Below are 23,108 nucleotides of genomic sequence, written 5' to 3'. Positions count from 1 at the left end.
GGTGGGACCCACGTCACAACGCCCCCCGCTTTCCCCGCCGGGCGGGCGGGGGTGTGACTCCCGCCGGCCTCCAGCCGGGCGCGATCCGGAGCCGGGTGACCGCTCGGCGGGGCTTGGGGCCCGGGCCCGGTGCCCGCTCGGCGGGGCTTCGGGGCGGGGCCCGGCGACCGCTCGGCAGCAGGTGAGCCGCGAATCCGGGTCGGCCCGGCCGGGCTTCAGGTCCGGGGGCCGCTCAGCCGGGCGCGCGGCCGGGGCCCGGTGTCTGCTCAGCCGCGCTCAGGGCCTGCTTCCCGCAGCCGCGTCGACACCCACGCGCCGGCCAGGGCCACCACGGCCATCGGCAGGAACACCGCGGCGAAGGCGGCCGGGTGGGAGCCGGTGGTCCGGTCGGCGGCGTGCGACACCGCGCCGCCGCCCAGCGCGGCGAACGCCGCGCCGCCGGCGGAGAGCAGGACGACGTTGGACAGGCCGTCGGAGATCTGCAGGGCGGCGGAGTTGCTGCCGGCCTCCTCCGGTGCGGAGAGCTTCAGCAGGAGCACGCTCGTGGAGGAGATGACCAGGCCCATCCCGAAGCACCCGAAGGCCCAGGCGACGGCCACGGTCCACACCGGCACCGAGTCGACCAGCACGCTCGGCGCGGTGGCGACGGCCGCCGCAACCAGCAGCATCCCGACCGTGACCAGCCGCTCCCGGTACGGCTCCACCCGCGGCCGCGACTGCACCCACGACCCCAGCGCCCACGTCCCGCCGCCCGCGGCGAGGGAGAACCCGGCCAGGGTCGGGCTGAGCCCGCGCTGGGTGACGAGCATCAGCGGCACGAACGACTCCGCGGCGATGAACGACCCCGCCGCCACACCGCGCAGCAGCACGACGGAGGGCAGCCCGCGGGCGGCCCGGTAGGTGCCGCGCGGCAGCAGCCCGCGCACGGCGGGCACGAGCAGCGCCACACCGGCGGCAGCGGGCAGCAGCGACAGGGGCCGCAGGTCCTGCGCGGCGTACTGGAGCAGACCGGCGCCGAGGGAGATGGCGAGGGCGAGGCGGATGCGGCGCCGGTCGAAGGAGGCGGAGGACGCACCGGCGCGTGCGGACGCATCCGCCGGGGTGGTTTCCTCCACGGGCCCGGACGCGCGCCGCCGTATCTGCGGCAGGGCGAGGGCGAGCGGGAAGACGACGAGCACGGGTATCCCGACGAACACCCATCGCCAGCCCAGCTGCTCGGTCACCGTCCCGGCGGCGAGGGGGCCGACGATCGAGGGCAGGACCCAGCTCGCGGCGAACGCGGCCATGATCGCGGGCCGCAGCCGCTCCGGGTAGGCCCGCCCGACGACGACGTACAGGGCGACGATCACCAGTCCGCCGCCGAGTCCCTGCACGGCCCGGCCCAGGATGAACACCCACATCGCCCCGGCGGTGCCCGACAGCAGCAGGCCGGCTCCGAACGCGGCGATACCGGTGGTGAGCGGCCCGAGGGGACCGCGCCGGTCGGACCACTGGCCCGAGAGCACCATGCCGAACAGGCTGGTCGTGAAGTACCCGGAGAACGCGAACGCGTACAGCGACACCCCGTCCAGCTCCCGCGCGGCGACGGGCATCGCCGTGCCGACGGCCGTGGCCTCGAAGGCGATGAGCAGGACGACGGAGACGATGCCGAAGCTCAGGGCGCGGTACGTGCGCCCCAGCACGGTCTCCTCCGCGCCCGCGAGCGGGAGCGGGCCATCGGCAGCCAGGACGTCCGCGTCACGCGGCTTCGGGACATTCATGCCCGCCAGCGTAAGGCCCGTGCCCCTGTTTGACCCCTGTCGCGAGACGCCCCCGCCCTGAGACCTTGGTCGTACGCCTCCCCCCGTTTCATGAACGCCGTATGGCAGTCCCGTTGCACACCGCCGGCTCCCCTTGAACCCCGGGCCCTCGGGCCCCTACGTTCACTGCACCAGGTACGAACACGGCCGTGTGCCCGAGTGGTTCAGGGGCTCGCCTGCAAAGCGAGTTACGTGGGTTCGAATCCCGCCACGGCCTCTTACGCCTTCACCAGGCAAAAGGAAAGGGCGGCACCCCTGCCGGGGTGCCGCCCTGGTGGAACGTCGTGCGGCTTCTGGAGCGTCAGCACCTTTCGGGCCGACCGTCAGTCGTTGTCGGCGGGACGAACCCGGTAGAAGAGGCGATAGTGCGCTTCGTCGCCCGTGAAATCCTGCGAACGAAGCCCACTGTTCACCTCGGATTCGCTGATGACGATGGTGCCAAGGTTGTCGTCCTCATCAATGTCGTCTTCGTCGAAAAGGGAGACCACGGCGTCACCGTCGACGTTCTTGAAGATATCGAGCTGCCAACTGCCTCCGGTCTCCACATCCTGGATGCCGGCCAAGTGGCCACCGTTGTAGTGCATGTACAGCTCGTCCGCACCATTGTCCTCTGTCTCCAGGCATTCAAGCCTGACGAACTTGACTTCGGCCACCATTTCCGTCACCTCACTCCTGGCTCGCAATTCCATGCAACCGCGGTTCACGCAACTTCGCAACCTGCCCCTGACGCCGAAAATGAAACCCTGATTGAAGCTTCGACAATTACAGAGACAAGCGTTGAAAAAGGTCCCGCAGCCGCTTCGAGCGGAAAGCCGGGGCACGGTTCCTGCCGCCGCTGCCGGCGCTGTGCAGGGCAGGCGCCCGTGCGGTCAGCCGGCGTTCGGGAGGGCCTCCGGGGGCTTCGGGGGCGGTGCGCCGACGGCCCCGCGCAGGGCTCTGCGCGCGTTCTCCGCTCGGACCGCGTCCAGCCAGCGCCACAGGCCGACTTCCTCCAGTCGCAGGGCGGGGCAGGTGATGCGGTGCGGGATGCGGCACACCGCCCCCGGCTCCGGTTCCGTCTCGCGGCTGTTCCACGCCGTGCCGTCGGCGTCGACGTACCAGCGGTGCCAGGCGGGCACGATGTGCGCGGGTACGGGCAGGTCCGGTTCGAGCAGGACGTGCCGGCCGTAGTAGGTGACGCGGCGGTCGCCGACCAGGCCGCAGGCGGGGCAGAGGGGCGGGGCGGGCGGCTCCGGGCCGGTGGCTCCCTCCAGCGCCGCCTGGGCCAGGTCGGTCCTCTCCCACGGCCGCGGCACGCCCGGGGGCGCCTGCCGGTGACCGTCGGGTCCGGGTAACGGGACGATGCTCGACTCGCGTGTATCCCCCATGGGTTCGAGCGTGCGGCCGGTGGCCGGGGACACGCCAGAGCGCATTCGGGGCGCAACGGGCGCAACCAGGAGGGAGCGGGACGCCGTTCGCCGCGACGGGAGGCGCACGGCCGCTCACCGGCACGCTCGGACCGTCGTCGCTCTCCCCCCGCCGTCCTCAGCGTGCGCTCACCCCGGCGCGGTCGAGCGTGCGCGGGCGGGTGCCACCCGTCCTCACGGCGCCCCGTCCGCTCCGTCCGCTCCGTCCGCCCCGTCAGTCCCGTCCTGCGCCGTCTCGGCCCGGTCGTGGCCCTTCGCCCCGTCCGCCGCGACGCCCGTCGGGTCGACCGCGGCCAGGACCTGGAGCATCGTCATGGCCAGCTGGTCGTGCGCGTCGGGCGTCAGCGCGTGGGACACGCGGGTGTCCGGCGTCTGCTCCCGGTGCAGCAGCCACAGGGCGAAGGCGAGGGTGGAGACGTCCGTGGTCAGCGGGCGCAGCGCCGACTCGGTCTCGTCCCAGTCGAGGACCGCGCCCGTCTCGCCGTCCACGAGCAGGCTGTGGCCCTCCACCAGGGAACCGAGCCGTATCAGGTGGCCGGCCCCGGCGGGCGGGCACGCCGGGGCCGCGCAGTCGGCGTGGTACCCGGACGGCGTCGCCAGCGGGACGTCGGTGTCGAGGGAGAAGACGTGTGCCTCCTCCGGCAGGCCGACCTCGCGCAGGAAGCGGCGGGTCGGCTCGTGGGTGAGGGCCGCGGGGAAGTCGACGTCCTCGAAGCGGACGACCCCGCGCGGGCCGAACTCCTGGCCCAGCAGGCGGTGCGGGAGGTCCAGGGACAGGCCGGAGCCGCCGTCGCGGCCCGCGAGCGGCGACAGGGGGCGGATCAGCGGCGCCATCACCGCGAAGGGGCCCGGTGCGCCGCCCTCACCGTCGCGGAAGACGGACAGCAGGTGCCGGGACGCCTCGGCCACCGCCTCCGGGCCGCAGCGGCCGGCGCGGGCGGCGAACTGGCGGCGCAGCCCGGCCAGTTCGTCCGTGACCTCCGCACAGCGGATCAGCTTCCGCAGGGCCGGGGTCAGGAGCCGTCGGTCCATCACGGCGGGCCGGGCCCGGCGGAAGTGCGTGGCGGAGGTCTCGCCGGTCACCCCGGCGACCGTGCGCGGGCCGTCGCCCCTCGGCTGCCCGAAGCCCAGCACGCCGTCGGCGTACGGCAGTCCGGGGCCGATGAGCCAGTGCCCCTCCGGCAGGTACGCCACCCACGGGTCCGGCTCGGGCCGGGTGAGAGTGATCGTCACGCAACCGGTGTCCGTCGTCCTCATGAAGTCCCCCGCATGCGCTCGCCACCGTCCCCCGAAGGGGGTACGGCGAGCCGCCCGGCCAGGCCCGGCAGCCGTCCCCCACTGACCGGAACACTACGCGCCACCACTGACAACGCCCCGGAGCAGCGACGCGCCCGCGAGCCGGATGCCCGGCCCGCACGACCCGTCACCTGTGAGGACGCCCGAACCACCCGTGCGCGTTCCCTCCGAGCCCGTCGGGCCCTTCGCGGCCGGGGACGGACACGCACGCAGGGACCGGCCGCACACCGCCGGAACCCGCCGGACGGCGTCAGGAGCGGTCCGTGACCACCGCGGCCTGGGGGCGGATCGGCAGGCGGTTGACCGGCCGGCCCGTCGCGGCGCGCACGGCGGAGGCGACCGCGGCCGGGGACGCCACCACCGGCACCGCGCTGACCGCCTTCGCGCCGAACGGCGCCACCACGTCCCGTTCCTCAACCAGCCGCACGATGCGGATGTCCGGCGCGTCGAGTGCGGTCGGCAGGGCGTACCCGGTCAGGTCGGGGTGGCGGATCAGGCCGCGGGGCGTGCGCAGGTTCTCCGTGAGCGCGATGCCCACGCCCTGGGTGACGCCCGCCTCGATGCGGGCGGCCAGCTGCGCGGGGTTGAGGACCCGGCCCACGTCCTGGGCGACGGCCAGTTCCACGACCCGTACGGAGCCGATCTCGATGTCGACGTCGACCACCGCGCGGATCGCGCAGAAGGCCATGCCGACGAACGCGTCGCCCTGTCCGGCCTCGTTGAGCGGCTCGGTCGGGTGCGGGCGGCACTGGGCGGTGGCCCACAGCTCCTTGCCGTCCAGCGCCTCGCTGACGGTCGTCGAGAGGACGCCGTCGTACGAGGTGATCTTGCCGTCGGTGATCTGCAGCAGTTCCGTGGACATGCCGAACTTGTGGGCGAGCGGCTGGAGCAGCTGGGTGCGGACCATCTTGGCCGCGCGCTCCACCGCGCCGCCCGACACCCAGGTGTGCCGGCCGCGGCAGCCCGCGCCCGCCGGGGGCTGGTCGGTGTCGACGGGCGCCACGTGCACCTCGTCGACGCCGAGGGTGTCCTGGACGATCTGCCGGGCCAGGGTGGTGAAGCCCTGACCGGTCTCGACGGCCGCGCACAGCACCGTCGCCACCCCGTCGTGGACCTTCACGGTCGCCGTGGAGACCTCGTCCGCGCCCTCGGCGCCGAGCATGTGCACCATGCCCACGCCGTAGCCCACGCCCCGGCGCACGGCGCCCGGTTCGCCCGCGCCCTCGGGCCCGCCGGGCAGCAGCCACTCGTCCTCGGGGGTGTCCTTGGGCAGCCGCGGCAGCGGGAAGTCCCTCACGGCCTGGAGGAGTTCGGCGACCGGGGCCGGGCAGGTCACCGTCTGGCCGGTCGGCAGGACGTCGCCGGTGGCCAGGGCGTTGCGCAGCCGCACCTCGGCCGGGTCGAGGCCGAGCTTCTTGGCGATCTTGTCCATCTGCGCCTCGTAGGCGGCGCAGACCTGCATGGCGCCCTCGCCGCGCACATGGCCGGACGGGGGGTTGTTGGTGCGGACGGCCCAGCCCTCGATGAAGGCGTTGGGCACGACGTACGGGCCGCAGGCGAAGGCGACCGCGGCGGCCAGGGCGTCGGCGGAGGTGTCGGCGTAGGCGCCCGCGTCGAGCAGGATCTGCGCCTCGACCTTGACGAGCTGTCCCTCGCCGTCGGCGTGGTGGCGGTAGCGCAGCAGGGTGGGGTGGCGGTGGGTGTGCCCGAGGAAGGACTCCTCGCGCGTGGCGGTGAGCTTGACCGGGCAGCCGGTGCGCAGCGCCAGCAGGCCGAGCGGGAGCTGGAAGCCCCCGTCCTCGCGGTCGGCGGTGGCGCCGGGGACGCCGGTGACGACGACCTTGACGCGCTCGGGTTCCAGGCCGAAGGCGGCGGCGGCCGCGTCGCGGTCGGCGTGCGGGTCGGTGGAGGCCAGGTACAGCTCCACACCGCCGTCCGGGCGCGGTACGGCCAGGCCCGCCTCGGCGCCGATGGGCGCGGGGTCCTGGCGGCCGATGCGGTACAGGCCCTCGACGACGATCTCGCCGGCCGCCTCGGGGTCGCCGTGGTGCAGCGGGATGTGCCGGATCAGGTTGCCGTCGGGGTGCAGCGGCTCGGCCTCGAAGGCCTGCTCCGGGTCGGTGACCGGGTCGAGCACCTCGTACTCGACGATGACGGCGGCGGCCGCCATGCGCGCGGTGTCGGGGTGGTCGGCGGCGACGGCCGCGATGGGCTCGCCGTGGTGGCGCACCACCTCGGAGGCGAACACCGGGCGGTCGGCCGTGCCGCGCCCGTGCACCGGCCTGCCGGGGACGTCCTCGTGGGTGACGACGGCGCGGACGCCGGGCATCTCGCGCGCGTGGGTGGTGTCGATGGACACGATGCGCGCGTGCGGGTGCGGGGAGCGCAGCACGGCCGCCCACAGCAGGCCCTCGGCCCACAGGTCGGCGGCGTACGGGAAGGTGCCCTCGGTCTTGGCGCGGGCGTCGGCGGCCGGCAGGGAGGCGCCCAGGCCGTGCGGCAGGGGCTCGGGGCCGGGGGGCGCCTCCGCGGCCTGCGCGGTGGCTGCTTCGTTGCTCACGCGGGGCCTCCGTCCTGGCCGTGGGACTGGTCGTGCGGGTGCGGGGAGTGCGGTCCGGACGCGTGCGGCTCCGGGGGCGCTCCGAAGGCGGAGGCGTTGACGCCGCCAGCGCCGGGGCCGGCCTGGTGCGGGATGCGGGCCTCGTCGCCGTCCGCGTCGGCGGGCGCGGCCAGCGCCTCGCGCTCGGCGACGACCTCCTTGACGGCCTCGACCACGCCCCGGTAGCCGGAGCAGCGGCACAGGTTGCCGCACAGTGCCTGGCGGGTCTCCAGCTCGGTCGGGGCCGGGTTGCCCTCCAGCAGGTCGTGCACCGTCATCGCCATGCCGGGGATGCAGAAGCCGCACTGCACGGCGCCGCAGCGCGCGAGCGCCCGCTGCACGTCCGACGGCCGGCCGTCCTCGGCCAGTCCCTCCACGGTGCGGACCTCGCTGCCGGCGGCGGTCACGGCGGGGACCAGGCAGGAGGCGACGAGGCGCCCGTCGACCTGGACGTTGCACGCCCCGCACTCGCCCTGCGAGCAGCCGTCCTTGGCGCCCGCGAGCCCGAGCCGCTCGCGCAGCACGTACAGCAGGGACTCGCCGATCCAGGCCTCGGTGACGGGGCGGTCGGCGCCGTTGACGCGCAGGACGAAGGAGGCGAGGGGGTGTTCCTCCTGCGGGGCCGTGGCGGCGGACCCGCCCGGCGCGCCGGGCTCGTGCGCGCCCGCGGGGGCCGGGGCGCCGTCGGGCGCCCGGCCGTCCGGGCCTCCGTGCTCGGCGGGCTCCCGTTCGCCGTCCGCCTCGGGAGAGGGACCGGCGCCCGGCTCCGCGGTGCTGTCGGCGCCCTCCTGGGCCCGCGAGGCGCCCTCGGCGTGGGCGGCGGGGTCTTCGGTCACCGAAGCGGGCTCCGCGGCCTCCTGGGCGCCCTGTGGCTCCTCGGCCGACTGCGGGTCCTCGGCCCCGGGATGCGGCCGGGCGGACCCGGGCGCGGTTCCGGCCGGGCCGTCGGGGTCCGGGGTGTGTCCGGGTCCGTCCGTCGGCTCGGAGGTGTGGCCGGACTGCCCGGGCCCGGCGGGCGCGGCCTCGGCGCCGGTTTCGGCGGGGAGACCGTCAGGCCCGGGCCCGGACCCGGGCCCGTGCCCGTACTCGTGGGGACCGGACGGGCCGTGGAGCGCCGCGTCGGGGCCGTGGTCGGGGGTCGTCGCGTCGGAGGCGTGGTCGTGGTCGTGGCCGTCCAGGCCGGACGGCTGCCCGCCGTGCTCGTGTTCGATGGCCGGGGGTTCCGCCCCGGCGGGCTCGCCGGGCGCGTGGCCGGTGCCGTCGGCGTGCCCGGCACCGGGGGGCTCCGGCGCGTACTCCGGCGCGTATGCGAAGCGGCCGTGCGGATCGGTGTGGTGCTCGTCCCCGGCAGCGGCAGGGGTCCCGTGGGAGGCCGCGTGAGCGTCCTGGGAGGCGGGGTCCTCGTCCGGGCCCGGGGGTGACGCGTGCGGCAGCGCGGGGTCCTGGTCGGGCCCCGCGTGGCCCGCGTGCGTTCCGGCGTGGCCACCGTGCGGGTGCGCGTGCCCCTGCGAGGGGTCCGCGTGGTCCCCGTCGCCCGCGTGCGGCACGCTCTCCCCCGGCCGGAGCCCGTCAGGCAGCGGTTCCGGGGCGTAGCCCTGCGCGGTGCCGTGCTGCGCCCGGCCGTGGTCCGCTCCGGGGTGTTCCTGCCCGGCGGGGGCCTGCTGCCCCCACGGCTGTCCGGCGGACTGGCTCGCCCAGGGGGCGGGCGCGCCGCCCGGCAGGGTCGCCGGCGGGGTGCCGCCCCACTGCTCGACCAGCGAGGACGTCGTGAACTCGCCCGACTCGTCGGGCAGGTCGCCCCCGGCGACGGGGATGGACCACTGCCCGGTCACGTCATGGCCGGGTGCCGGCCGGTCCGCTCCGGGGTCCTCGTAGGTCCACTGCCCGGTGCTTCCCGGCTCGTAGGTGAACCGGTCGTCGCCGCCGTGCTGCCCCGCGTCCTGATGCCCCGCGCCGGTGCCGTAGGGCGCCGCGGAACCGTACGGCGCCCCGGAGCCGTACGGCACCTGCGCGCCGTACGACGGGTCGGAACCGTAGGGCGGCTCCGGCACGTCGTGGCCCTGCTGCCCGTGCTCCGGGGGGATCCCGTGCCACTGCGCCCCGTCGGCGGGCGCGCCCGGTACGGGCCAGCTGCCGGTGGCCGCCGGGTCGGTGCCGGCGGAAGTCGCGGGGCTGACCGTTATCTGCGGCGGCACGTAGCCGTGGCCCGGCGCGGCGAGCGGGCTGTCGGCCGCCAGCAGGGCGTCGACGCCGCCCTCGGGAAGCTCCACGAAGGCGGTGGCGCCGTCGTCGTACTCGCCCTGGGGCAGCGGGTCCCAGCGGCTGCCGTTGCGGGGCGTGCCCTCTCCGTGCTGGTCGTCGGTCACGACAGCGCCCTCCCCAGTGCTCGTCGGGCCAGCGCGGCGACGGTGCGCCGCAGGTGCAGTACGGCGGGCGGGAGCTGCGGTGCGGAACCGTCCTCGCCCGGGGCGGCGTCGGGGATGCAGGCCGCGGCGACGTACTCCCCGAAGGCGTTCAGGGCCTCCGGGACGAGCGCGCGGTTGTTGTCCCAGTCGATGAGCCCGCCGACCCACTGCTCGGCCTCCAGGGGCCGCAGCGGCATCGGCGCTATGGCGCCCACCGCGCAGCGCACGCCCCGGCGCGCGGGGTCCAGGACGACGGCCACGGACGCGACCGCGCGGCCCGGGCCGGTGCGGCCGGTGGCCTTCAGGAAGACCTGCGGGGCGTGCAGCAGGGGCACGCGCACGTAGCCGATGAGTTCACCGGCGCGCAGCATGTCCATCCCGGCGAGCAGGTGGGAGACGGGGATCTCCCGGCGGGCCCCGCCCGGGCCCGCGATGATCAGTGTCGCTTCCAGGGCGGCCAGCACCGGCAGGGCGTCGCCCGTGGGGGCGGCCGAGGCGATGTTGCCGCCGAGGGTGCCCGCGTTGCGGATGTGCGGCGGTCCGGCGGCGCGCGCGGCGGCGGCGAGCGCCGGGATGAGCGCCGCGAAGTCGGGGCGGCCCATGCGCGCGTGCGTGAGGCCCGCGCCGAGCAGCGCGTGGCCGTCCTGGTACTGCCAGCCGCGGATCTCGCTGATCCGGCCGAGGCCCACGAGCGCGGCGGGCCTGAGCTGCCCGGAATTGACGGCGGCCATCAGGTCGGTGCCGCCGGCCACGGGCACGGCGGCGGGCACGGCGGCGAGCGCCGCCACGGCCTCGTCCAGCGTCGTGGGCAGCGTGACGGCCTGCGCCGCCTGCGGTGCGTGCGTGGTCAAACCGGCTGCCCCTTCCCGCTGCCCCACCTGGTCCCACCTGTGCTGCCGTACGGTACGTGCTGACAGGGCGGACGTGGCAACTCTGGCACATCTTGGCGAGCGCCGAAGACACGGGTCCGGTAGGAGGCATTCGCCCACCTCACCGGCGTCATGGTCCGATTTCGCACGGGTTCGCCAGTGCGTGCCGATTGGCACTTTCGGTGACCCTTGTGCGCTTTTTCCGGGGCCTGTTCGACCTGTCCGGTCGGCGTGACGGACTGTTACCGGTCGGGCGGGGTGCCGTCGGCCGGGCGGCCCAGCACTCCGGGGCGCTGCTGCCAGGGCAGCGGACCGGTGGGCGGCCGGTAGGCGACGCCCAGGGCGTCCAGGCGCCGGTAGTGGGCGGCCATCCGGCGTTCGAAGGCGGCGAAGTCCCGTTCCGCCGGGGCCGGCAGGGCGCTCCAGGCGACCTCCGCGAAGGCCGCGAGCCGGGGGAACGCCTGGTAGTCGACGCGCCCCTGGTCCTCCATCACCTCCGTCCACAGGTTGGCCTGGGTGCCCAGGACGTGCCGGGCCTCCTCGGGCGTCAGCTCCGGGGGGACGGGCTCGAACCGGTAGACGTCCTCCAGCGTGCGCACCCACCCGATCGGTACCGGCTCCTCGGGGCCCGGGGCCTGACGGTGGTCCAGGTACACCTGCTGCTCGGGGCACATGACGACGTCGTGGCCCGCGCGGGCGGCTGCGACGCCCCCGGCGTAGCCCCGCCAGGACGACACGGCCGCGCCCTGCGCCAGACCGCCCTCCAGGATCTCGTCCCAGCCGATCAGCCGCCGCCCGCGCGCGGTCAGCCACGCGTAGAAGTGCCCGATGAACCAGGACTGGAGCGCGTCCTCGTCGGCGAGCCCGAGTTCCCTGATGCGCGCCTGGGCGGTGGCGGAGCGCCGCCACTGGTCCTTGGGGCACTCGTCGCCGCCGATGTGGACGAACTCCGAGGGGAACAGCTCCAGCACCTCTTCGAGGACGCCCTCGTAGAAGCGCAGGGTGGTGTCGGTGGGGGCGAGTACGTTCGGGTTGACGCCCCAGGTGTCCCAGACGGAGAGGGCGGTGGTGTCGACGACGTCGGTGTTGCCGAGTTCCGGGTAGGCGGCGATGGCGGCCTGCGAGTGTCCGGGCACGTCGATCTCGGGGACGACGGTGATGTGCCGCTCGGCGGCGTAGGCGACGATCTCGCGGATGTCGTCCTGGGTGTAGTAGCCGCCGTGCGGTTTGTCCTCCCACAGCGGCGAGGCCCGGTGGCCGGTTTTGGTCCGTGCCCGCCAGGAGCCGGTCGCGGTGAGCCGCGGATGGCGCCGGATCTCGACGCGCCAGCCCTGGTCGTCCGTCAGGTGGAAGTGGAAGACGTTGAGTTTGTGCGCCGCCATCAGGTCGAGGTAGCGCAGGACGCCGTCCTTGGGCATGAAGTGCCGGGCGACGTCGAGCATGAGCCCGCGCCAGCGGAAGCGCGGGGCGTCCTCGACCGTCACGTGCGGCACGGCCCACGCGCGGTCGCGGCGGACGGGGGCCCGGCGGTAGGCGTCGGGGCCGAGCAGTTGACGCAGCGTCTGGGCGCCCCACAGGACTCCCGCCGGGTCGCCGCCCTCGACGAGGACGCCGTCGGGGCCGCTGACGAGGCGGTACTCCTCGGGACCGAGCCCCGGGCGCAGCCCCAGCCGGATGTCGTCCGCGGTCGCGCCGGTGCCGTCCCCCTCGCGCAGCGGCAGGCCGGTGGCCTGGCGGAGAGCGGCGCCCAGCAGGCGTGCGACGCCCTCGGCGGGCGCGTCGGCGTGCAGGCGGGAGTCCGGCGTCAGCCGCACCTCGCCGCCACCCGGGGCGGTGCTGCGCGGAGCCGGGATCAGGTCGCTCATGTCAGTCCTTCACCGCGCCGCCCAGTCCGGAGACCAGGCGCCGCTGTACGAGTACGAAGAAGACCAGCACGGGGATCGTCATCACGGTGGAGCCGGCCATGACGCCGCCCCAGTCCGGGTCGTCCGGCTTGTAGAACACCAGCAGCGCCATCGGCAGGGTCGACTGCGACGTGTCGCTGATGATGAACGACTTGGCGAACAGGAAGTCGTTCCAGGCGGAGATGAACGAGAACACGCTGGTGGCGACGAGCCCGGGCAGGACGAGCGGGAAGAGGATCTGCCAGAGGAAGCGCGCCCGGCTCGCCCCGTCGATGTACGCGGCCTCCTCCAGCGCCTCGGGGACGGCCTTCACGAACCCGCGCAGCATCCAGATCGCGAACGGCAGCGAGAAGGCGATGTGGGGCAGGATCAGCGACCCCAGGGTGTTCAGCAGGCCGGCGTCCCGCATGAGGAAGAACAGGGGGATCGTGAGGGCCTCCACCGGCACCATCTGCGCCACCAGGAACATGATCAGCAAGGTGGTGCGCATCCGGAACCGGAACCGCGTCACGGCGGTCGCGGCGAGGAACGCGATCAGCGCGGAGGCGAGCACCACGCACCCGGCGACCAGGAGGCTGTTGAGGAAGTAGCGGCCGAACTCCTGCTGCCCGAGGACCCTGCGGAAGGAGTCCAGGGAGGGCGCGAGGGTCCATGGCCGGGGCTCGCCCGACTCGATCTCCCCGGCCGGTTTGAAGGCGCTGAGCACCATCCAGTACAGCGGGAACGCGACGACGACGGCGATCAGCAGGGCCGAGGCCTCGCCGGCCGTCCGCCCGGGCCGGCGCACCAGGGCGCGTGCACGGTTCACAGTTCCTCCCCCTGCCGGCGCAGCAGCCGCAGGTAACCCAGCGTGACGGCGAGCAGGATCAGCAGCATCACGACGCCGATCGCGGAGCCGAGGCCGTACTGCGAGGACGCGAACGCCTGCTGGTAGGCGTAGACGTTGAGGACGAGGTTCTGGCCGGCGATGCCGCCCCCGCCCGTCATGACGTAGATCTGGGTGAAGACCTTGAAGTCCCAGATGACCGACTGGATGGTGACGACGACCAGGATCGGCCGGAGCATCGGGGCGAGCACGGACCGCCAGATCCGCCACTGCGAGGCCCCGTCCAGGGAGGCGGCCTCCAGCACCTCGCCGGGGACGGCGCGGATGCCCGCGTAGACGGTGACCATCACGAACGGGAAGGAGCACCAGACCACTTCGAGCAGCACCAGGAAGAAGGCGCTGAGGCGGCCGTACGTCCAGGAGTGGTCGCCGAGGCCCAGCACCCGGTTGACCGGGCCGAAGTCCGGGTCGAAGAGGAACAGCCAGACCGTGGAGCCGGTCACGGCCGGGGTCGCCCAGGCGCCCATCGCGGCCAGCATCAGCGCGAGCCGGGGCACGGCCCGTACGCGGGTGAGCAGCACGGCCAGGGCGCAGCCGACGGCGAGGGTGGAGACGACACAGGCCGCCGCGAACAGCACGGTGGCGAGCAGGACCTGCCAGAACTGCGGGTCGCCGGCCAGCGCGGCGTAGTTGCCGAAGCCCTGGAAGGTGGCCGGCTCGCCGCCGCTGACCTGGGCCTGGGTGTACTCGAAGAGGGAGATCAGGCCGAGCTGGTAGATCGGGTAGACCAGCAGTCCGCCCAGCACGACGAGCGCGGGGGCGAGGTACAGCCACGGCGTCCAGCCACCGGAGACCCGCCCGGTGCTCCCCGCCCCGCCCCGCCGCGCGGACCCGGTGCGCCCGGACCCGCCGCGGCCCGTGCGGGCGGCGGGCACCCTGCCGGGGGCCGGCCCGGACCCGCCGGCGCCGGTGGAAGACCCCGGCCCCGAGCCGTCCGTCCCCCCGGCAGGGCCGTCCGCCGCTCCCGCCGGGCCGCTCGCCACTCCCGCCGAGCCGCCCGCCACTCCCGCCGGGCCGCCCGCCGGGCCGCTCGCCGTGCGGTCGTTCATCCGGGTCACCCCGCGGAGCCGAACGCGGTGTTCATCTTCTTCGCGGCGTCGGCGGAGGCCTTGGCGACGTCCTTCCTGCCGCTGACGATCTCCTGGAACATCGTCGGCAGGACGAGGGAGGAGTCGATCTGCGCCCACGCGGGCGAGGCGGGCACGAACTCGGTGCCGGCCGACAGGGTCCGCACGAACGGCTTCACGAACGGCTCCTCGGCGGCGGCCTGCCGGCGGACGTCCGTGAAGGTGGGCAGGAAGCCCATCGCGTCGAAGAGCGCGCTCTGGGTCTCCTTGCCGGCGAGCTGCTTCATCAGGTCCACGGCGAGCGTGCGGTGGGAGGTGCTCTTCAGGACACCGATGTTGTTGCCGCCCGCGAACGCCGGGGCGATCGAGCCCGGCTTCACCCCGGGCAGCGGGACGACGGCGTACTTGCCCTTGACCTTGCCCGCCTCGACGGCGGCATGGCTGAAGTCGCCGCCGATCGCCATGCCCGCCTTGCCCGCGGCGAACGCCGTGACCGTGTCGTTGCCGCCCATGCCCGCGCACTTGGCCGCCGGGCAGTTGTCGTCGCCGAACAGGGAGGTGTATGCCTTGATGCCCTTGCGCGCCGCGGGGCTGTCGATCCCGGAGGCGTACGAACCGGCCTTGCCGTCGGCGAGTTCGCCGCCGTGGGCCCACACGAAGGGCATCGCGCCGTAGGTGTAGGCGCCGCCGACGGCCAGGCCGTACAGCCCGGGCTTCGCGGCGCGGATCTCGCGGGCGGTGGAGGCCAGCTCGGCCATCGACTTCGGCGGCTTCAGGCCGAGTTCAGCGAAGACGTCCGTGCGGTAGTACAGGGCGCGGACGCCGACGTACAGCGGGGCGCCGTAGACCTTGCCGTCCACCGTGACCGACTGCCTCGCGGTGGGGTCGGTGTCCTCGGTCTCCTTCCAGGCGCCGAACTCACCGGTGACGTCGAGGAGTCCGCCGTCCTTCACGTAGCCGGCGGTGTCGGTGTTGCCGAACTCCATCACGTCGGGCGCGGAGGACGGGTCGTTGAAGGCGGCCTTGACGCGCTGGGCGCGGGTCTCGACGGGGATGTACTCGACGTCGACCCGCGTGCCCTCGTGCGTCTTCTCGAAGTCGGCGACGACCGCGTCGACGACCTTCTCCTTGGGGGCGTTGCCGACCTCCTGGAAGAGCCACACGCGCAGGGTGCCGCTCTTGTCGTCCTTGTCGGAGGAGGCGTTGTCTGAGGTCTGGGGCGCGCAGGCACCGGCCGCGAGGGCCGCGAGCGCGGCGAGGCCGGCGATACGGACGGACAGCTTCATGCAGTGCTCCTCCGCGAGAGTGTTGCAACATGCGCAATGACAGTTTCGCTGTGCACAACACCTGGGAGGCTAGGTACTTCATGAACACGCCCACAAGAGGTCTCAACCACTCTGTGACCGGCGGACGCACCCCGTGCAACGCCCGGGCAGCACAAAGGCCCCCAGGGCGCGCAAAACGCACCTCGGGGGCCTTACCGCCGGAAGACCGGGGCTACTTGTCGCCCTTGCCCTTGTCGTCGCCGCCGGAGCCCATGGACTCGTAGATCTCCTTGCACATGGGACACACCGGGTACTTCTTCGGATCGCGGCCCGGCACCCAGACCTTGCCGCACAGCGCCACGACGGGGGTGCCGTCGAGCGCGCTCGCCATGATCTTGTCCTTCTGGACGTAGTGGGCGAAGCGCTCGTGGTCACCGTCACCGGAGGAGGTCTGCGGCGTCGGCTCTACGAGGGTCCCCGTACCAGTCCCGCGCTCGGGCTCGAGAGTGCTCATAGGCCCAAGGGTACTGAAGGTCACACGCATCAGTTGAGCGACGGGTCGTCCGGATACGTGGCGACCATCGCCAGGTCGCTGCGCTGGCGCCGCAGCACCTCGCGCCACAGCCGCTCGGGCGACGGACTGGAGACGTCGCCGGGCTCCGACTCGACCACGTACCAGGCACCCTCGACCAGCTCGTCCTCCAGCTGGCCCGGGCCCCAGCCGGCGTAGCCGGCGAAGATCCGCAGGGAGCCGAGGGCGGAGGCCAGCAGCTCCGGCGGGGCCTCCAGGTCGACCAGCCCGATCGCGCCGTGCACCCGGCGCCAGCCGAGCGGGGCGGCCTCGCCGGAGGCGCCGCCCGGGACGACCGCGACTCCGAGGGCCGAGTCCAGGGAAACCGGGCCGCCCTGGAAGACCACCCCGGGCTCGACGGCGAGGTCTCCCCAGCCGTCCAGGATGTCGCCCACGTCCACCGGGGTGGGGCGGTTGAGGACGACACCGAGGGAACCCTCCTCGTCGTGGTCGAGGAGCAGCACCACCGCGCGGTCGAAGTTCGGGTCCGCCAGGGCGGGGGTGGCCACGAGCAACCGCCCTGTGAGCGAGGACACCTCGGTCATGCCAGACATGATCCCGCATCTTGCCTCCCCGTGGGGAGCGGATGCGGCACCGGGAGGCAGCGCAGCTCAGGGCGCACCGGTGCATCCCGCGCGCACGGATGTGATCGTGACTGCTCGTGGCCGGCACGGAACGGTTCGTGTTGTGACACACCTATGACGCGGCTGGGTCCTCCTCGGGCTTACAGAAGGGGGGTCAAGGGCGATTACCCTTTCCCTCCTGGCCCCTGCCCGACTCCATGGAACGCGAGATTCATGACCGTCAACGACGATGTCCTGCTTGTCCACGGCGGAACCCCGCTGGAGGGCGAGATCCGTGTCCGCGGTGCGAAGAATCTCGTACCGAAGGCCATGGTCGCAGCGCTGCTCGGCAGCGCTCCGAGCCGGCTGCGCAATGTCCCGGACATCCGCGACGTGCGGGTGGTGCGGGGTCTGCTGCAGCTGCACGGTGTGACGGTCCGTCCGGGTGAGGAGCCCGGCGAACTGGTGATGGACCCGACGCGCGTGGAGAGCGCCAACGTCGCCGACATCGATGCCCACGCCGGTTCCAGCCGTATCCCGATCCTGTTCTGCGGTCCCCTGCTGCACCGCCTCGGCCACGCGTTCATCCCCGGCCTCGGCGGCTGCGACATCGGCGGCCGGCCCATCGACTTCCACTTCGAGGTGCTGCGGCAGTTCGGCGCGAAGATCGAGAAGCGGGCGGACGGCCAGTACCTGGAGGCGCCGCGGCGGCTGCGCGGCACCAAGATCCAGCTGCCCTACCCGTCCGTCGGCGCGACCGAGCAGGTGCTGCTGACGGCCGTCCTCGCCGAGGGCGTCACCGAGCTCTCGAACGCGGCCGTCGAGCCGGAGATCGAGGACCTCATCTGCGTCCTGCAGAAGATGGGCGCCATCATCGCGATGGACACCGACCGGACGATCCGCATCACGGGTGTGGACCAGCTCGGCGGCTACAACCACCGCGCCCTGCCGGACCGCCTGGAAGCGGCGTCCTGGGCGTCGGCGGCGCTGGCGACCGAGGGCAACATCTACGTCCGCGGCGCGCAGCAGCGCTCGATGATGACGTTCCTGAACACCTACCGGAAGGTGGGCGGTGCCTTCGAGATCGACGACGAGGGCATCCGCTTCTGGCACCCCGGCGGGCAGCTGAAGTCCATCGCGCTGGAGACGGACGTCCACCCGGGCTTCCAGACCGACTGGCAGCAGCCGCTGGTGGTCGCGCTGACCCAGGCCACGGGCCTGTCCATCATCCACGAGACGGTCTACGAGTCCCGCCTCGGCTTCACGTCCGCGCTGAACCAGATGGGCGCGCACATCCAGCTCTACCGCGAGTGCCTGGGCGGCTCGAACTGCCGCTTCGGCCAGCGCAACTTCCTGCACTCGGCGGTCGTCTCCGGCCCCACCAAGCTGCAGGGCGCCGACCTGGTCATCCCCGACCTGCGCGGCGGCTTCTCGTACCTCATCGCGGCTCTCGCGGCCCAGGGCACGTCCCGGGTCCACGGCATCGGCCTGATCAACCGCGGCTACGAGAACTTCATGGAGAAGCTCGTCGAGCTCGGCGCCAAGGTCGAACTGCCGGGCAAGGCGCTCGGCTAGAGCGCCGCAACGCCGAGGGGCGGCCACCTGGAGTCCAGGTGGCCGCCCCTCGGCGTTGTCATGCGGCTCTCGGTGGTCCCACGCCCTCAGAGGGCGCGGGGAACTGCGCGACCGGCCGCAGCCGGTCCGCAGTCGCCCACGGCGCTCGCGACGGAACGCCTACTTGCCCTTGGCCGCTTCCTTGAGCTTCGAGCCCGCGGAGACCTTCACGCTGTAGCCGGCGGGGATCTGGATGGGCTCGCCGGTCTGCGGGTTGCGGGCGGTGCGAGCGGCACGGTGCGTGCGCTCGAAGGTCAGGAAGCCGGGGATGGTGACCTTCTCGTCGCCCTTGGAGACGATGTCGCCGACGACGTCGGCGAACGCGGCCAGCACGGCGTCGGCGTCCTTGCGGGTCACCTCGGCGCGGTCGGCCAGCGCGGCCACCAGCTCACTGCGGTTCATGTTGTTACTCCCGTGTTCATCTTGCCGTTGAGGCGTCAGATCGAAGCCGATGCTGCCAGGGTCCTCCATGAGTCCCCGGACCCGGGTCCGTCGTCAGACCCTCGCGCCCAGAGACGCATCCTGCCTCTACCTGCGGCGGGAAAGCCAATCCGGCACCCGCAGGAGTCGTGGGAACACCCTTGGGAGTCACACGAAAAGAGGGCCTGAGCCTGGCGCCACGATAACTCCGCTGCTGACGGGGATCGTGCGACGCGCCGCTCCCCGGGCGGCCGTGGGGTTACTCACAGTCCGGGGGCGCGCCGCGTCCAGGGGCGCGCCGCCCCCGGACCGCGGCAGCGCCCCCCGGGTGCGCCGTCAGACGCCGGACGTACTGCCCGCCGACGCGCCCGCGGCCTTGGCGGCCTGGCGCACGGCCCCGGCGACCGCGCCGGCGACCTTGTCGTTGAAGACGCTGGGGATGATGTAGTTCGGGTTCAGCTCGTCCTCGGTCACCACGTCGGCCAGGGCCTTGGCGGCGGCGAGCATCATCTCCGTGTTGACGGTGCGGGACTGCGCGTCCAGCAGACCGCGGAAGACGCCCGGGAAGACCAGCACGTTGTTGATCTGGTTCGGGAAGTCGGAACGGCCCGTGGCGACGACGGCGGCCGTCTGACGGGCGATCGCCGGGTCGACCTCCGGGTCCGGGTTCGCGAGCGCGAACACGATGGCCCCCTCGGCCATGGCGGCCACGTCGGTTCCGTCCAGCACGTTCGGGGCGGAGACGCCGATGAAGACGTCGGCGCCGCGCACCGCCTCCTTCAGGGTGCCGGTGAGGCCCTCGGGGTTGGTGTTGTCGGCGATCCAGCGCAGCGCCGAGTCCGGGGCGGCGTCCACCAGGTCCTCGCGGCCGGCGTGCACGACCCCGTGGATGTCGGCCACGACGGCGTTCTTGACGCCCGCGGCGAGCAGCAGCTTCAGGATCGCCGTACCGGCGGCGCCGGCGCCGGACATGACGACCCGGATGTCCTCGATCGCCTTGCCGGCGACGCGCAGCGCGTTGGTCAGCGCGGCGAGGACGACGATCGCGGTGCCGTGCTGGTCGTCGTGGAAGACGGGGATGTCGAGGGCCTCGCGCAGGCGGGCCTCGATCTCGAAGCAGCGCGGGGCGGAGATGTCCTCGAGGTTGATGCCCGCGAAGCCGGGGGCGATGGCCTTGACGATCTCGACGATGGCGTCGGTGTCCTGGGTGTCGAGGCAGATCGGCCAGGCGTCGATGCCGGCGAAACGCTTGAAGAGGGCCGCCTTGCCCTCCATGACGGGCAGCGCGGCCTTCGGGCCGATGTTGCCCAGGCCCAGCACCGCGGAGCCGTCCGTCACGACCGCAACGGAGTTGCGCTTGATGGTGAGGCGGCGGGCGTCCTCGGGGTTCTCGGCGATGGCCATGCAGACGCGGGCCACGCCGGGCGTGTAGACCATGGACAGGTCGTCGCGGTTGCGGATGGGGTGCTTGGACGCCATCTCGATCTTGCCGCCGAGGTGCATGAGGAAGGTCCGGTCGGAGACCTTGCCGAGCGTGACGCCCTCGATGCCGCGCAGCTTCTCGACGATCTCGTCGGCGTGCGAGGTGGAGGTCGCCGCGATGGTGACGTCGATCCGGAGCTTCTCGTGGCCGGAAGCGGTGACGTCGAGGCCGGTCACCGAGCCTCCGGAGGACTCCACGGCGGTGGTGAGCTGCGAGACGGCCGTTCCGCTCGCGGGCACCTCCAGCCGGACCGTCATCGAGTAGGAGACGCTGGGCGCCGTTGCCATGGCCGACTTCCTCTGCTTTCACCTGACGCTGTTTTGTGCCGTCCGATCGTCGCACCTACCGCTCGGTAGCGGGTAGCCGGGCCTTGTTGCGTACGTTTTGTTCGCGGGGCGGGCGCGCAAAAAGAGACCCACGTCACGCGGACGTGGGTCTCTTACCGATTGGGTGGCACCGACCCGCCATGCTCGCCTCGCGGCAAGTGGTCGCTCGTAGCGACGAAGGTTGGGCCCGGGGGCTTGGATCGAGCCGGTGCCACGTCCAGGCTAACAAACAGATCCCGCAAGGCCATTCCCGTATCGGTAGTTCATTTCGCCGATAGGTGGGTAACCCCCGTCAGTCCCTCAGCAGATCCGGGATTCCGGCCGCGTCGGGCTCGTCCCGTTCGGCCGACACGACCGTGAGCTGCTGGGTGGCGCGGGTCAGTGCGACGTACAGCACACGCAGCCCGGCCGGGGACTCGTCGGCGATCTCCGCCGGGGAGACCACGACCGTCGCGTCGTACTCCAGGCCCTTGGCCTCCAGGCTGCCGAGGGCCACCACCCGGTCGCCGAGTCCGGCCAGCCAGCGGCGGGCCTCCTCGCGGCGGTTCATCGCGACCACCACGCCGACCGTGCCGTCGACCCGCTCCAGCAGCCGCGCGGCCTCGGCGCGGACGCTGTCGCCGAGGGCGTGGCCGGCGACCGCGAAGCGCGGTTCCACGCCGGTGGAGCGGACCGCCTTCGGGGAGACGGAGCCGGGCATGGCGAGGGCGAGGACCTTCGCGGCCAGCTCGGCGATCTCGGCCGGGTTGCGGTAGTTGACGGTGAGCTCGAAGCGGCGGCGCGGGCGGGTGCCCAGGGCCTCGTCGCGCGCCTCGGCGGCCTCGTCGGGGTCGGACCAGGAGGACTGGGCCGGGTCGCCGACGACCGTCCAGGTGGCGTGCCGGCCGCGGCGGCCCACCATGCGCCACTGCATCGGCGTGAGGTCCTGCGCCTCGTCGACGATGACGTGGGCGTACTCGGTGCGCTCCTGCGCCAGGCGCTCGGCGCGTTCGCGCTGCGACTCCTCGCGCACCGGCATCAGCTCCTCCAGGCCGGTGAGCTGGTCCAGCGGGTCGAGTTCGCGCCGCCTGCGGGGGCGGGCGGGGGCGCCGAGGATCGCCTGGAGCTCGTCGAGCAGGGCGACGTCGTGCACGGACCGGCCCTCGCGCCTGAGGGAGCGGGCGACCTTGCGGACCTCGCCGGGGTTGAGGACGCGCCGGGCCCAGCGGCCCAGGCGCCGCTCGTCGGCCATGGCGTCCAGGACGGCGGCCGGGGTCAGCTCGGGCCACCAGGCGTCGAGGAAGGCGATGAAGGCGTCCTCGGAGGTGATGTCCTCGTCGAAGGAGGAGCGCAGCTCGGCCGCCAGCTCCGGGTCGGTGTGCCGCCCGGCCGCGCCGGAGCGCTCCCACAGGGCGTCCAGCAGCAGCTTGCGGGCGCGCGGGCGCAGCAGGTTGACGGGGGCGGTGCCGCCGAGGGCGGCCCGGCGGATGCCCGCGAGGTCCCCGGCCTCCAGCTCCAGGCGGCGGCCGAAGGCGACCACGCGCAGGCGGTCGGGGCGGTCGCTGCCTTCCAGGGCGCCGCGGGCGGCCTTGCGCAGCACCTTCAGCATGCGCGAGGAGCCCTTGGCGCGGGCCACGGACGGGGAGTCGTAGAGCGTGGCCTCGGCGCCCTCGACCAGGGAGCCGATGGCCCGGATGGCGACCTGGCCCTCCTCGCCGAGGGAGGGCAGCACGCCCTCGGTGTAGGCGACGAGCAGCGGGGTGGGCGAGACGATGAGGATGCCGCCCGCGTACCGGCGCCGGTCCTGGTAGAGGAGGTAGGCGGCGCGGTGCAGGGCGACGGCGGTCTTGCCGGTGCCGGGGCCGCCCTCGACGTAGGTGACGGAGGCGGCGGGGGCGCGGATGACCAGGTCCTGCTCGGCCTGGATGGAGGCGACGATGTCGCGCATGGTGTGGCTGCGGGCCTGGCCGAGCGCGGCCATGAGGGCGCCGTCGCCGAGAGCGGGCAGTTCCTCGCCGTCGAGGTACGCCGTCAGCTCGGGACGCATCAGGTCGTCCTCGACGCCCAGCACCTTGCGGCCCTTGGAGCGGATGACCCGGCGGCGCACGACCCGGCCGGGGTCGACCGGGGTGGAGCGGTAGAAGGGGGCGGCGGCGGGGGCGCGCCAGTCGATGACCAGCGGCGCGTAGTCGGCGTCGAGGACGCCGATGCGGCCGATGTGCAGGGTCTCGGCGATGTCGGCGGTGCCGTCCTCGCGGACCGCTCCCTCGGCGGGCTCGACGGCGGTGTAGGCGCCGTCGGGCCCCTTCTTGCCGTCCTTGCCGCGCAGCAGGTCGATCCGCCCGAAGAGGAAGTCCTCGAACTCGTTGTTGAGCCGGTTGAGGTGGATGCCCGCGCGGAAGACCTGCGCGTCCCGCTCGGCCAGGGCGCCGGGTGTGCCGACCTGGCCGCGCCGGGCGGCGTCGTGCATGAGGAACTCCGCCTCGTGGATCTTCTCCTCGAGGCGCCGGTACACCCGGTCCAGGTGTTGCTGTTCGACGCCGATCTCCCTGTCTCTGAGGGAGTCGAGCGCGGATTCCTGCTGAGCCTGAGCGGCCACCGGGTCCCCTTCTGACGTGCTGGGCAGCCGTCCACCGTACGCCAGGGGGACCCGGCA

The 23,108-nt window shown here is 73.6% G+C and carries 17 protein-coding genes and 1 tRNA gene; 2 read left to right on the top strand and 16 right to left on the bottom strand.

Features of this window, described 5'->3' with window-relative positions; genetic code table 11:
• Positions 1-266: 266 nt before the first annotated feature.
• Positions 267-1,760, bottom strand: coding sequence for an MFS transporter (locus ACFYWG_RS11470; protein ID WP_389200860.1), 1,494 nt, complete (start codon positions 1,758-1,760; stop codon positions 267-269).
• A 184-nt stretch (positions 1,761-1,944) separates the two neighbouring features.
• On the opposite strand from ACFYWG_RS11470, the gene ACFYWG_RS11465 reads away from it, so the two are divergent.
• Positions 1,945-2,016 (top strand) — tRNA-Cys (locus ACFYWG_RS11465).
• A gap of 106 nt (positions 2,017-2,122) precedes the next feature.
• Here ACFYWG_RS11465 and ACFYWG_RS11460 read toward each other — a convergent pair.
• The 12 genes from ACFYWG_RS11460 to ACFYWG_RS11405 form a co-directional block, all read right to left on the bottom strand.
• Positions 2,123-2,464 (bottom strand): hypothetical protein, encoded by a 342-nt coding sequence (locus ACFYWG_RS11460; protein ID WP_376333338.1) that lies wholly within the window; start codon positions 2,462-2,464, stop codon positions 2,123-2,125.
• Between the two features lie 204 nt (positions 2,465-2,668).
• Positions 2,669-3,166, bottom strand: a complete 498-nt coding sequence (locus ACFYWG_RS11455; RefSeq protein ID WP_389200858.1) for a DUF6083 domain-containing protein — start codon at positions 3,164-3,166, stop codon at positions 2,669-2,671.
• A 213-nt stretch (positions 3,167-3,379) separates the two neighbouring features.
• A complete protein-coding gene (locus tag ACFYWG_RS11450) occupies positions 3,380-4,462 on the bottom strand; it encodes an SUKH-4 family immunity protein (protein ID WP_389200856.1) in 1,083 nt (360 codons plus the stop codon).
• Between the two features lie 289 nt (positions 4,463-4,751).
• Positions 4,752-7,061: a xanthine dehydrogenase family protein molybdopterin-binding subunit gene (locus tag ACFYWG_RS11445; protein ID WP_383504377.1), complete on the bottom strand. Its 2,310-nt coding sequence runs from the start codon at positions 7,059-7,061 to the stop codon at positions 4,752-4,754.
• Entirely contained in the window at positions 7,058-9,466 is a 2,409-nt protein-coding gene (locus ACFYWG_RS11440) for a 2Fe-2S iron-sulfur cluster-binding protein (RefSeq protein WP_389200853.1), read from the bottom strand. The genes ACFYWG_RS11445 and ACFYWG_RS11440 overlap by 4 nt, the downstream gene beginning before the upstream one ends.
• Positions 9,463-10,356: an FAD binding domain-containing protein gene (locus ACFYWG_RS11435; protein WP_376333324.1), complete on the bottom strand. Its 894-nt coding sequence runs from the start codon at positions 10,354-10,356 to the stop codon at positions 9,463-9,465. The genes ACFYWG_RS11440 and ACFYWG_RS11435 overlap by 4 nt, the downstream gene beginning before the upstream one ends.
• A 260-nt stretch (positions 10,357-10,616) precedes the next feature.
• Positions 10,617-12,239 (bottom strand): beta-N-acetylhexosaminidase, encoded by a 1,623-nt coding sequence (locus ACFYWG_RS11430; protein ID WP_389200850.1) that lies wholly within the window; start codon positions 12,237-12,239, stop codon positions 10,617-10,619.
• A 1-nt stretch (position 12,240) separates the two neighbouring features.
• Complete coding sequence (locus ACFYWG_RS11425) at positions 12,241-13,086, bottom strand: carbohydrate ABC transporter permease (RefSeq protein WP_389200848.1); 846 nt, start codon at positions 13,084-13,086, stop codon at positions 12,241-12,243.
• Positions 13,083-14,213, bottom strand: coding sequence for a carbohydrate ABC transporter permease (locus ACFYWG_RS11420; RefSeq protein WP_389200846.1), 1,131 nt, complete (start codon positions 14,211-14,213; stop codon positions 13,083-13,085). The genes ACFYWG_RS11425 and ACFYWG_RS11420 overlap by 4 nt, the downstream gene beginning before the upstream one ends.
• Positions 14,214-14,218: 5 nt before the next feature.
• Positions 14,219-15,517 (bottom strand): extracellular solute-binding protein, encoded by a 1,299-nt coding sequence (locus ACFYWG_RS11415; protein ID WP_383504395.1) that lies wholly within the window; start codon positions 15,515-15,517, stop codon positions 14,219-14,221.
• Between the two features lie 211 nt (positions 15,518-15,728).
• Positions 15,729-16,010, bottom strand: a complete 282-nt coding sequence (locus tag ACFYWG_RS11410) for a DUF3039 domain-containing protein (protein ID WP_333933618.1) — start codon at positions 16,008-16,010, stop codon at positions 15,729-15,731.
• 29 nt (positions 16,011-16,039) lie between these two features.
• Entirely contained in the window at positions 16,040-16,612 is a 573-nt protein-coding gene (locus tag ACFYWG_RS11405) for a YqgE/AlgH family protein (RefSeq protein WP_333933620.1), read from the bottom strand.
• 252 nt (positions 16,613-16,864) lie between these two features.
• On the opposite strand from ACFYWG_RS11405, the gene murA reads away from it, so the two are divergent.
• Positions 16,865-18,205: a UDP-N-acetylglucosamine 1-carboxyvinyltransferase gene (gene murA, locus ACFYWG_RS11400; protein WP_376333313.1), complete on the top strand. Its 1,341-nt coding sequence runs from the start codon at positions 16,865-16,867 to the stop codon at positions 18,203-18,205.
• A 159-nt stretch (positions 18,206-18,364) separates the two neighbouring features.
• Here murA and ACFYWG_RS11395 read toward each other — a convergent pair whose 3' ends face one another.
• The 3 genes from ACFYWG_RS11395 to ACFYWG_RS11385 all read right to left on the bottom strand — a co-directional run bounded on the left by ACFYWG_RS11395 (position 18,365) and on the right by ACFYWG_RS11385 (position 23,051).
• Positions 18,365-18,646, bottom strand: coding sequence for an HU family DNA-binding protein (locus ACFYWG_RS11395; protein WP_003990598.1), 282 nt, complete (start codon positions 18,644-18,646; stop codon positions 18,365-18,367).
• A 354-nt stretch (positions 18,647-19,000) separates the two neighbouring features.
• The gene (locus tag ACFYWG_RS11390; protein WP_383510011.1) at positions 19,001-20,434 is read right to left on the bottom strand and encodes an NAD-dependent malic enzyme; all 1,434 of its coding nucleotides are present in this window, start codon (positions 20,432-20,434) and stop codon (positions 19,001-19,003) included.
• 331 nt (positions 20,435-20,765) lie between these two features.
• Positions 20,766-23,051, bottom strand: a complete 2,286-nt coding sequence (locus tag ACFYWG_RS11385; protein ID WP_389200842.1) for a HelD family protein — start codon at positions 23,049-23,051, stop codon at positions 20,766-20,768.
• Positions 23,052-23,108 lie beyond the last annotated feature (57 nt).

Source organism: Streptomyces sp. NPDC003456, from assembly GCF_042878735.1.
Lineage (GTDB): Bacteria > Actinomycetota > Actinomycetes > Streptomycetales > Streptomycetaceae > Streptomyces.
This window is presented reverse-complemented; position numbering and strand designations above follow the sequence as displayed.

Excerpts from the sequence above, each read along its gene's own strand:
- ACFYWG_RS11470 (WP_389200860.1), bottom strand. The coding sequence starts at position 1,760 with ATGAATGTCCCGAAGCCGCGTGACGCGGACGTCCTGGCTGCCGATGGC.
- murA (WP_376333313.1), top strand. The coding sequence starts at position 16,865 with ATGACCGTCAACGACGATGTCCTGCTTGTCCACGGCGGAACCCCGCTG.
- ACFYWG_RS11410 (WP_333933618.1), bottom strand. The coding sequence starts at position 16,010 with ATGAGCACTCTCGAGCCCGAGCGCGGGACTGGTACGGGGACCCTCGTA.
- ACFYWG_RS11390 (WP_383510011.1), bottom strand. The coding sequence starts at position 20,434 with ATGGCAACGGCGCCCAGCGTCTCCTACTCGATGACGGTCCGGCTGGAG.
- ACFYWG_RS11405 (WP_333933620.1), bottom strand. The coding sequence starts at position 16,612 with ATGACCGAGGTGTCCTCGCTCACAGGGCGGTTGCTCGTGGCCACCCCC.
- ACFYWG_RS11395 (WP_003990598.1), bottom strand. The coding sequence starts at position 18,646 with ATGAACCGCAGTGAGCTGGTGGCCGCGCTGGCCGACCGCGCCGAGGTG.
- ACFYWG_RS11415 (WP_383504395.1), bottom strand. The coding sequence starts at position 15,517 with ATGAAGCTGTCCGTCCGTATCGCCGGCCTCGCCGCGCTCGCGGCCCTC.
- ACFYWG_RS11450 (WP_389200856.1), bottom strand. The coding sequence starts at position 4,462 with ATGAGGACGACGGACACCGGTTGCGTGACGATCACTCTCACCCGGCCC.
- ACFYWG_RS11420 (WP_389200846.1), bottom strand. The coding sequence starts at position 14,213 with ATGAACGACCGCACGGCGAGCGGCCCGGCGGGCGGCCCGGCGGGAGTG.
- ACFYWG_RS11455 (WP_389200858.1), bottom strand. The coding sequence starts at position 3,166 with ATGGGGGATACACGCGAGTCGAGCATCGTCCCGTTACCCGGACCCGAC.
- ACFYWG_RS11430 (WP_389200850.1), bottom strand. The coding sequence starts at position 12,239 with ATGAGCGACCTGATCCCGGCTCCGCGCAGCACCGCCCCGGGTGGCGGC.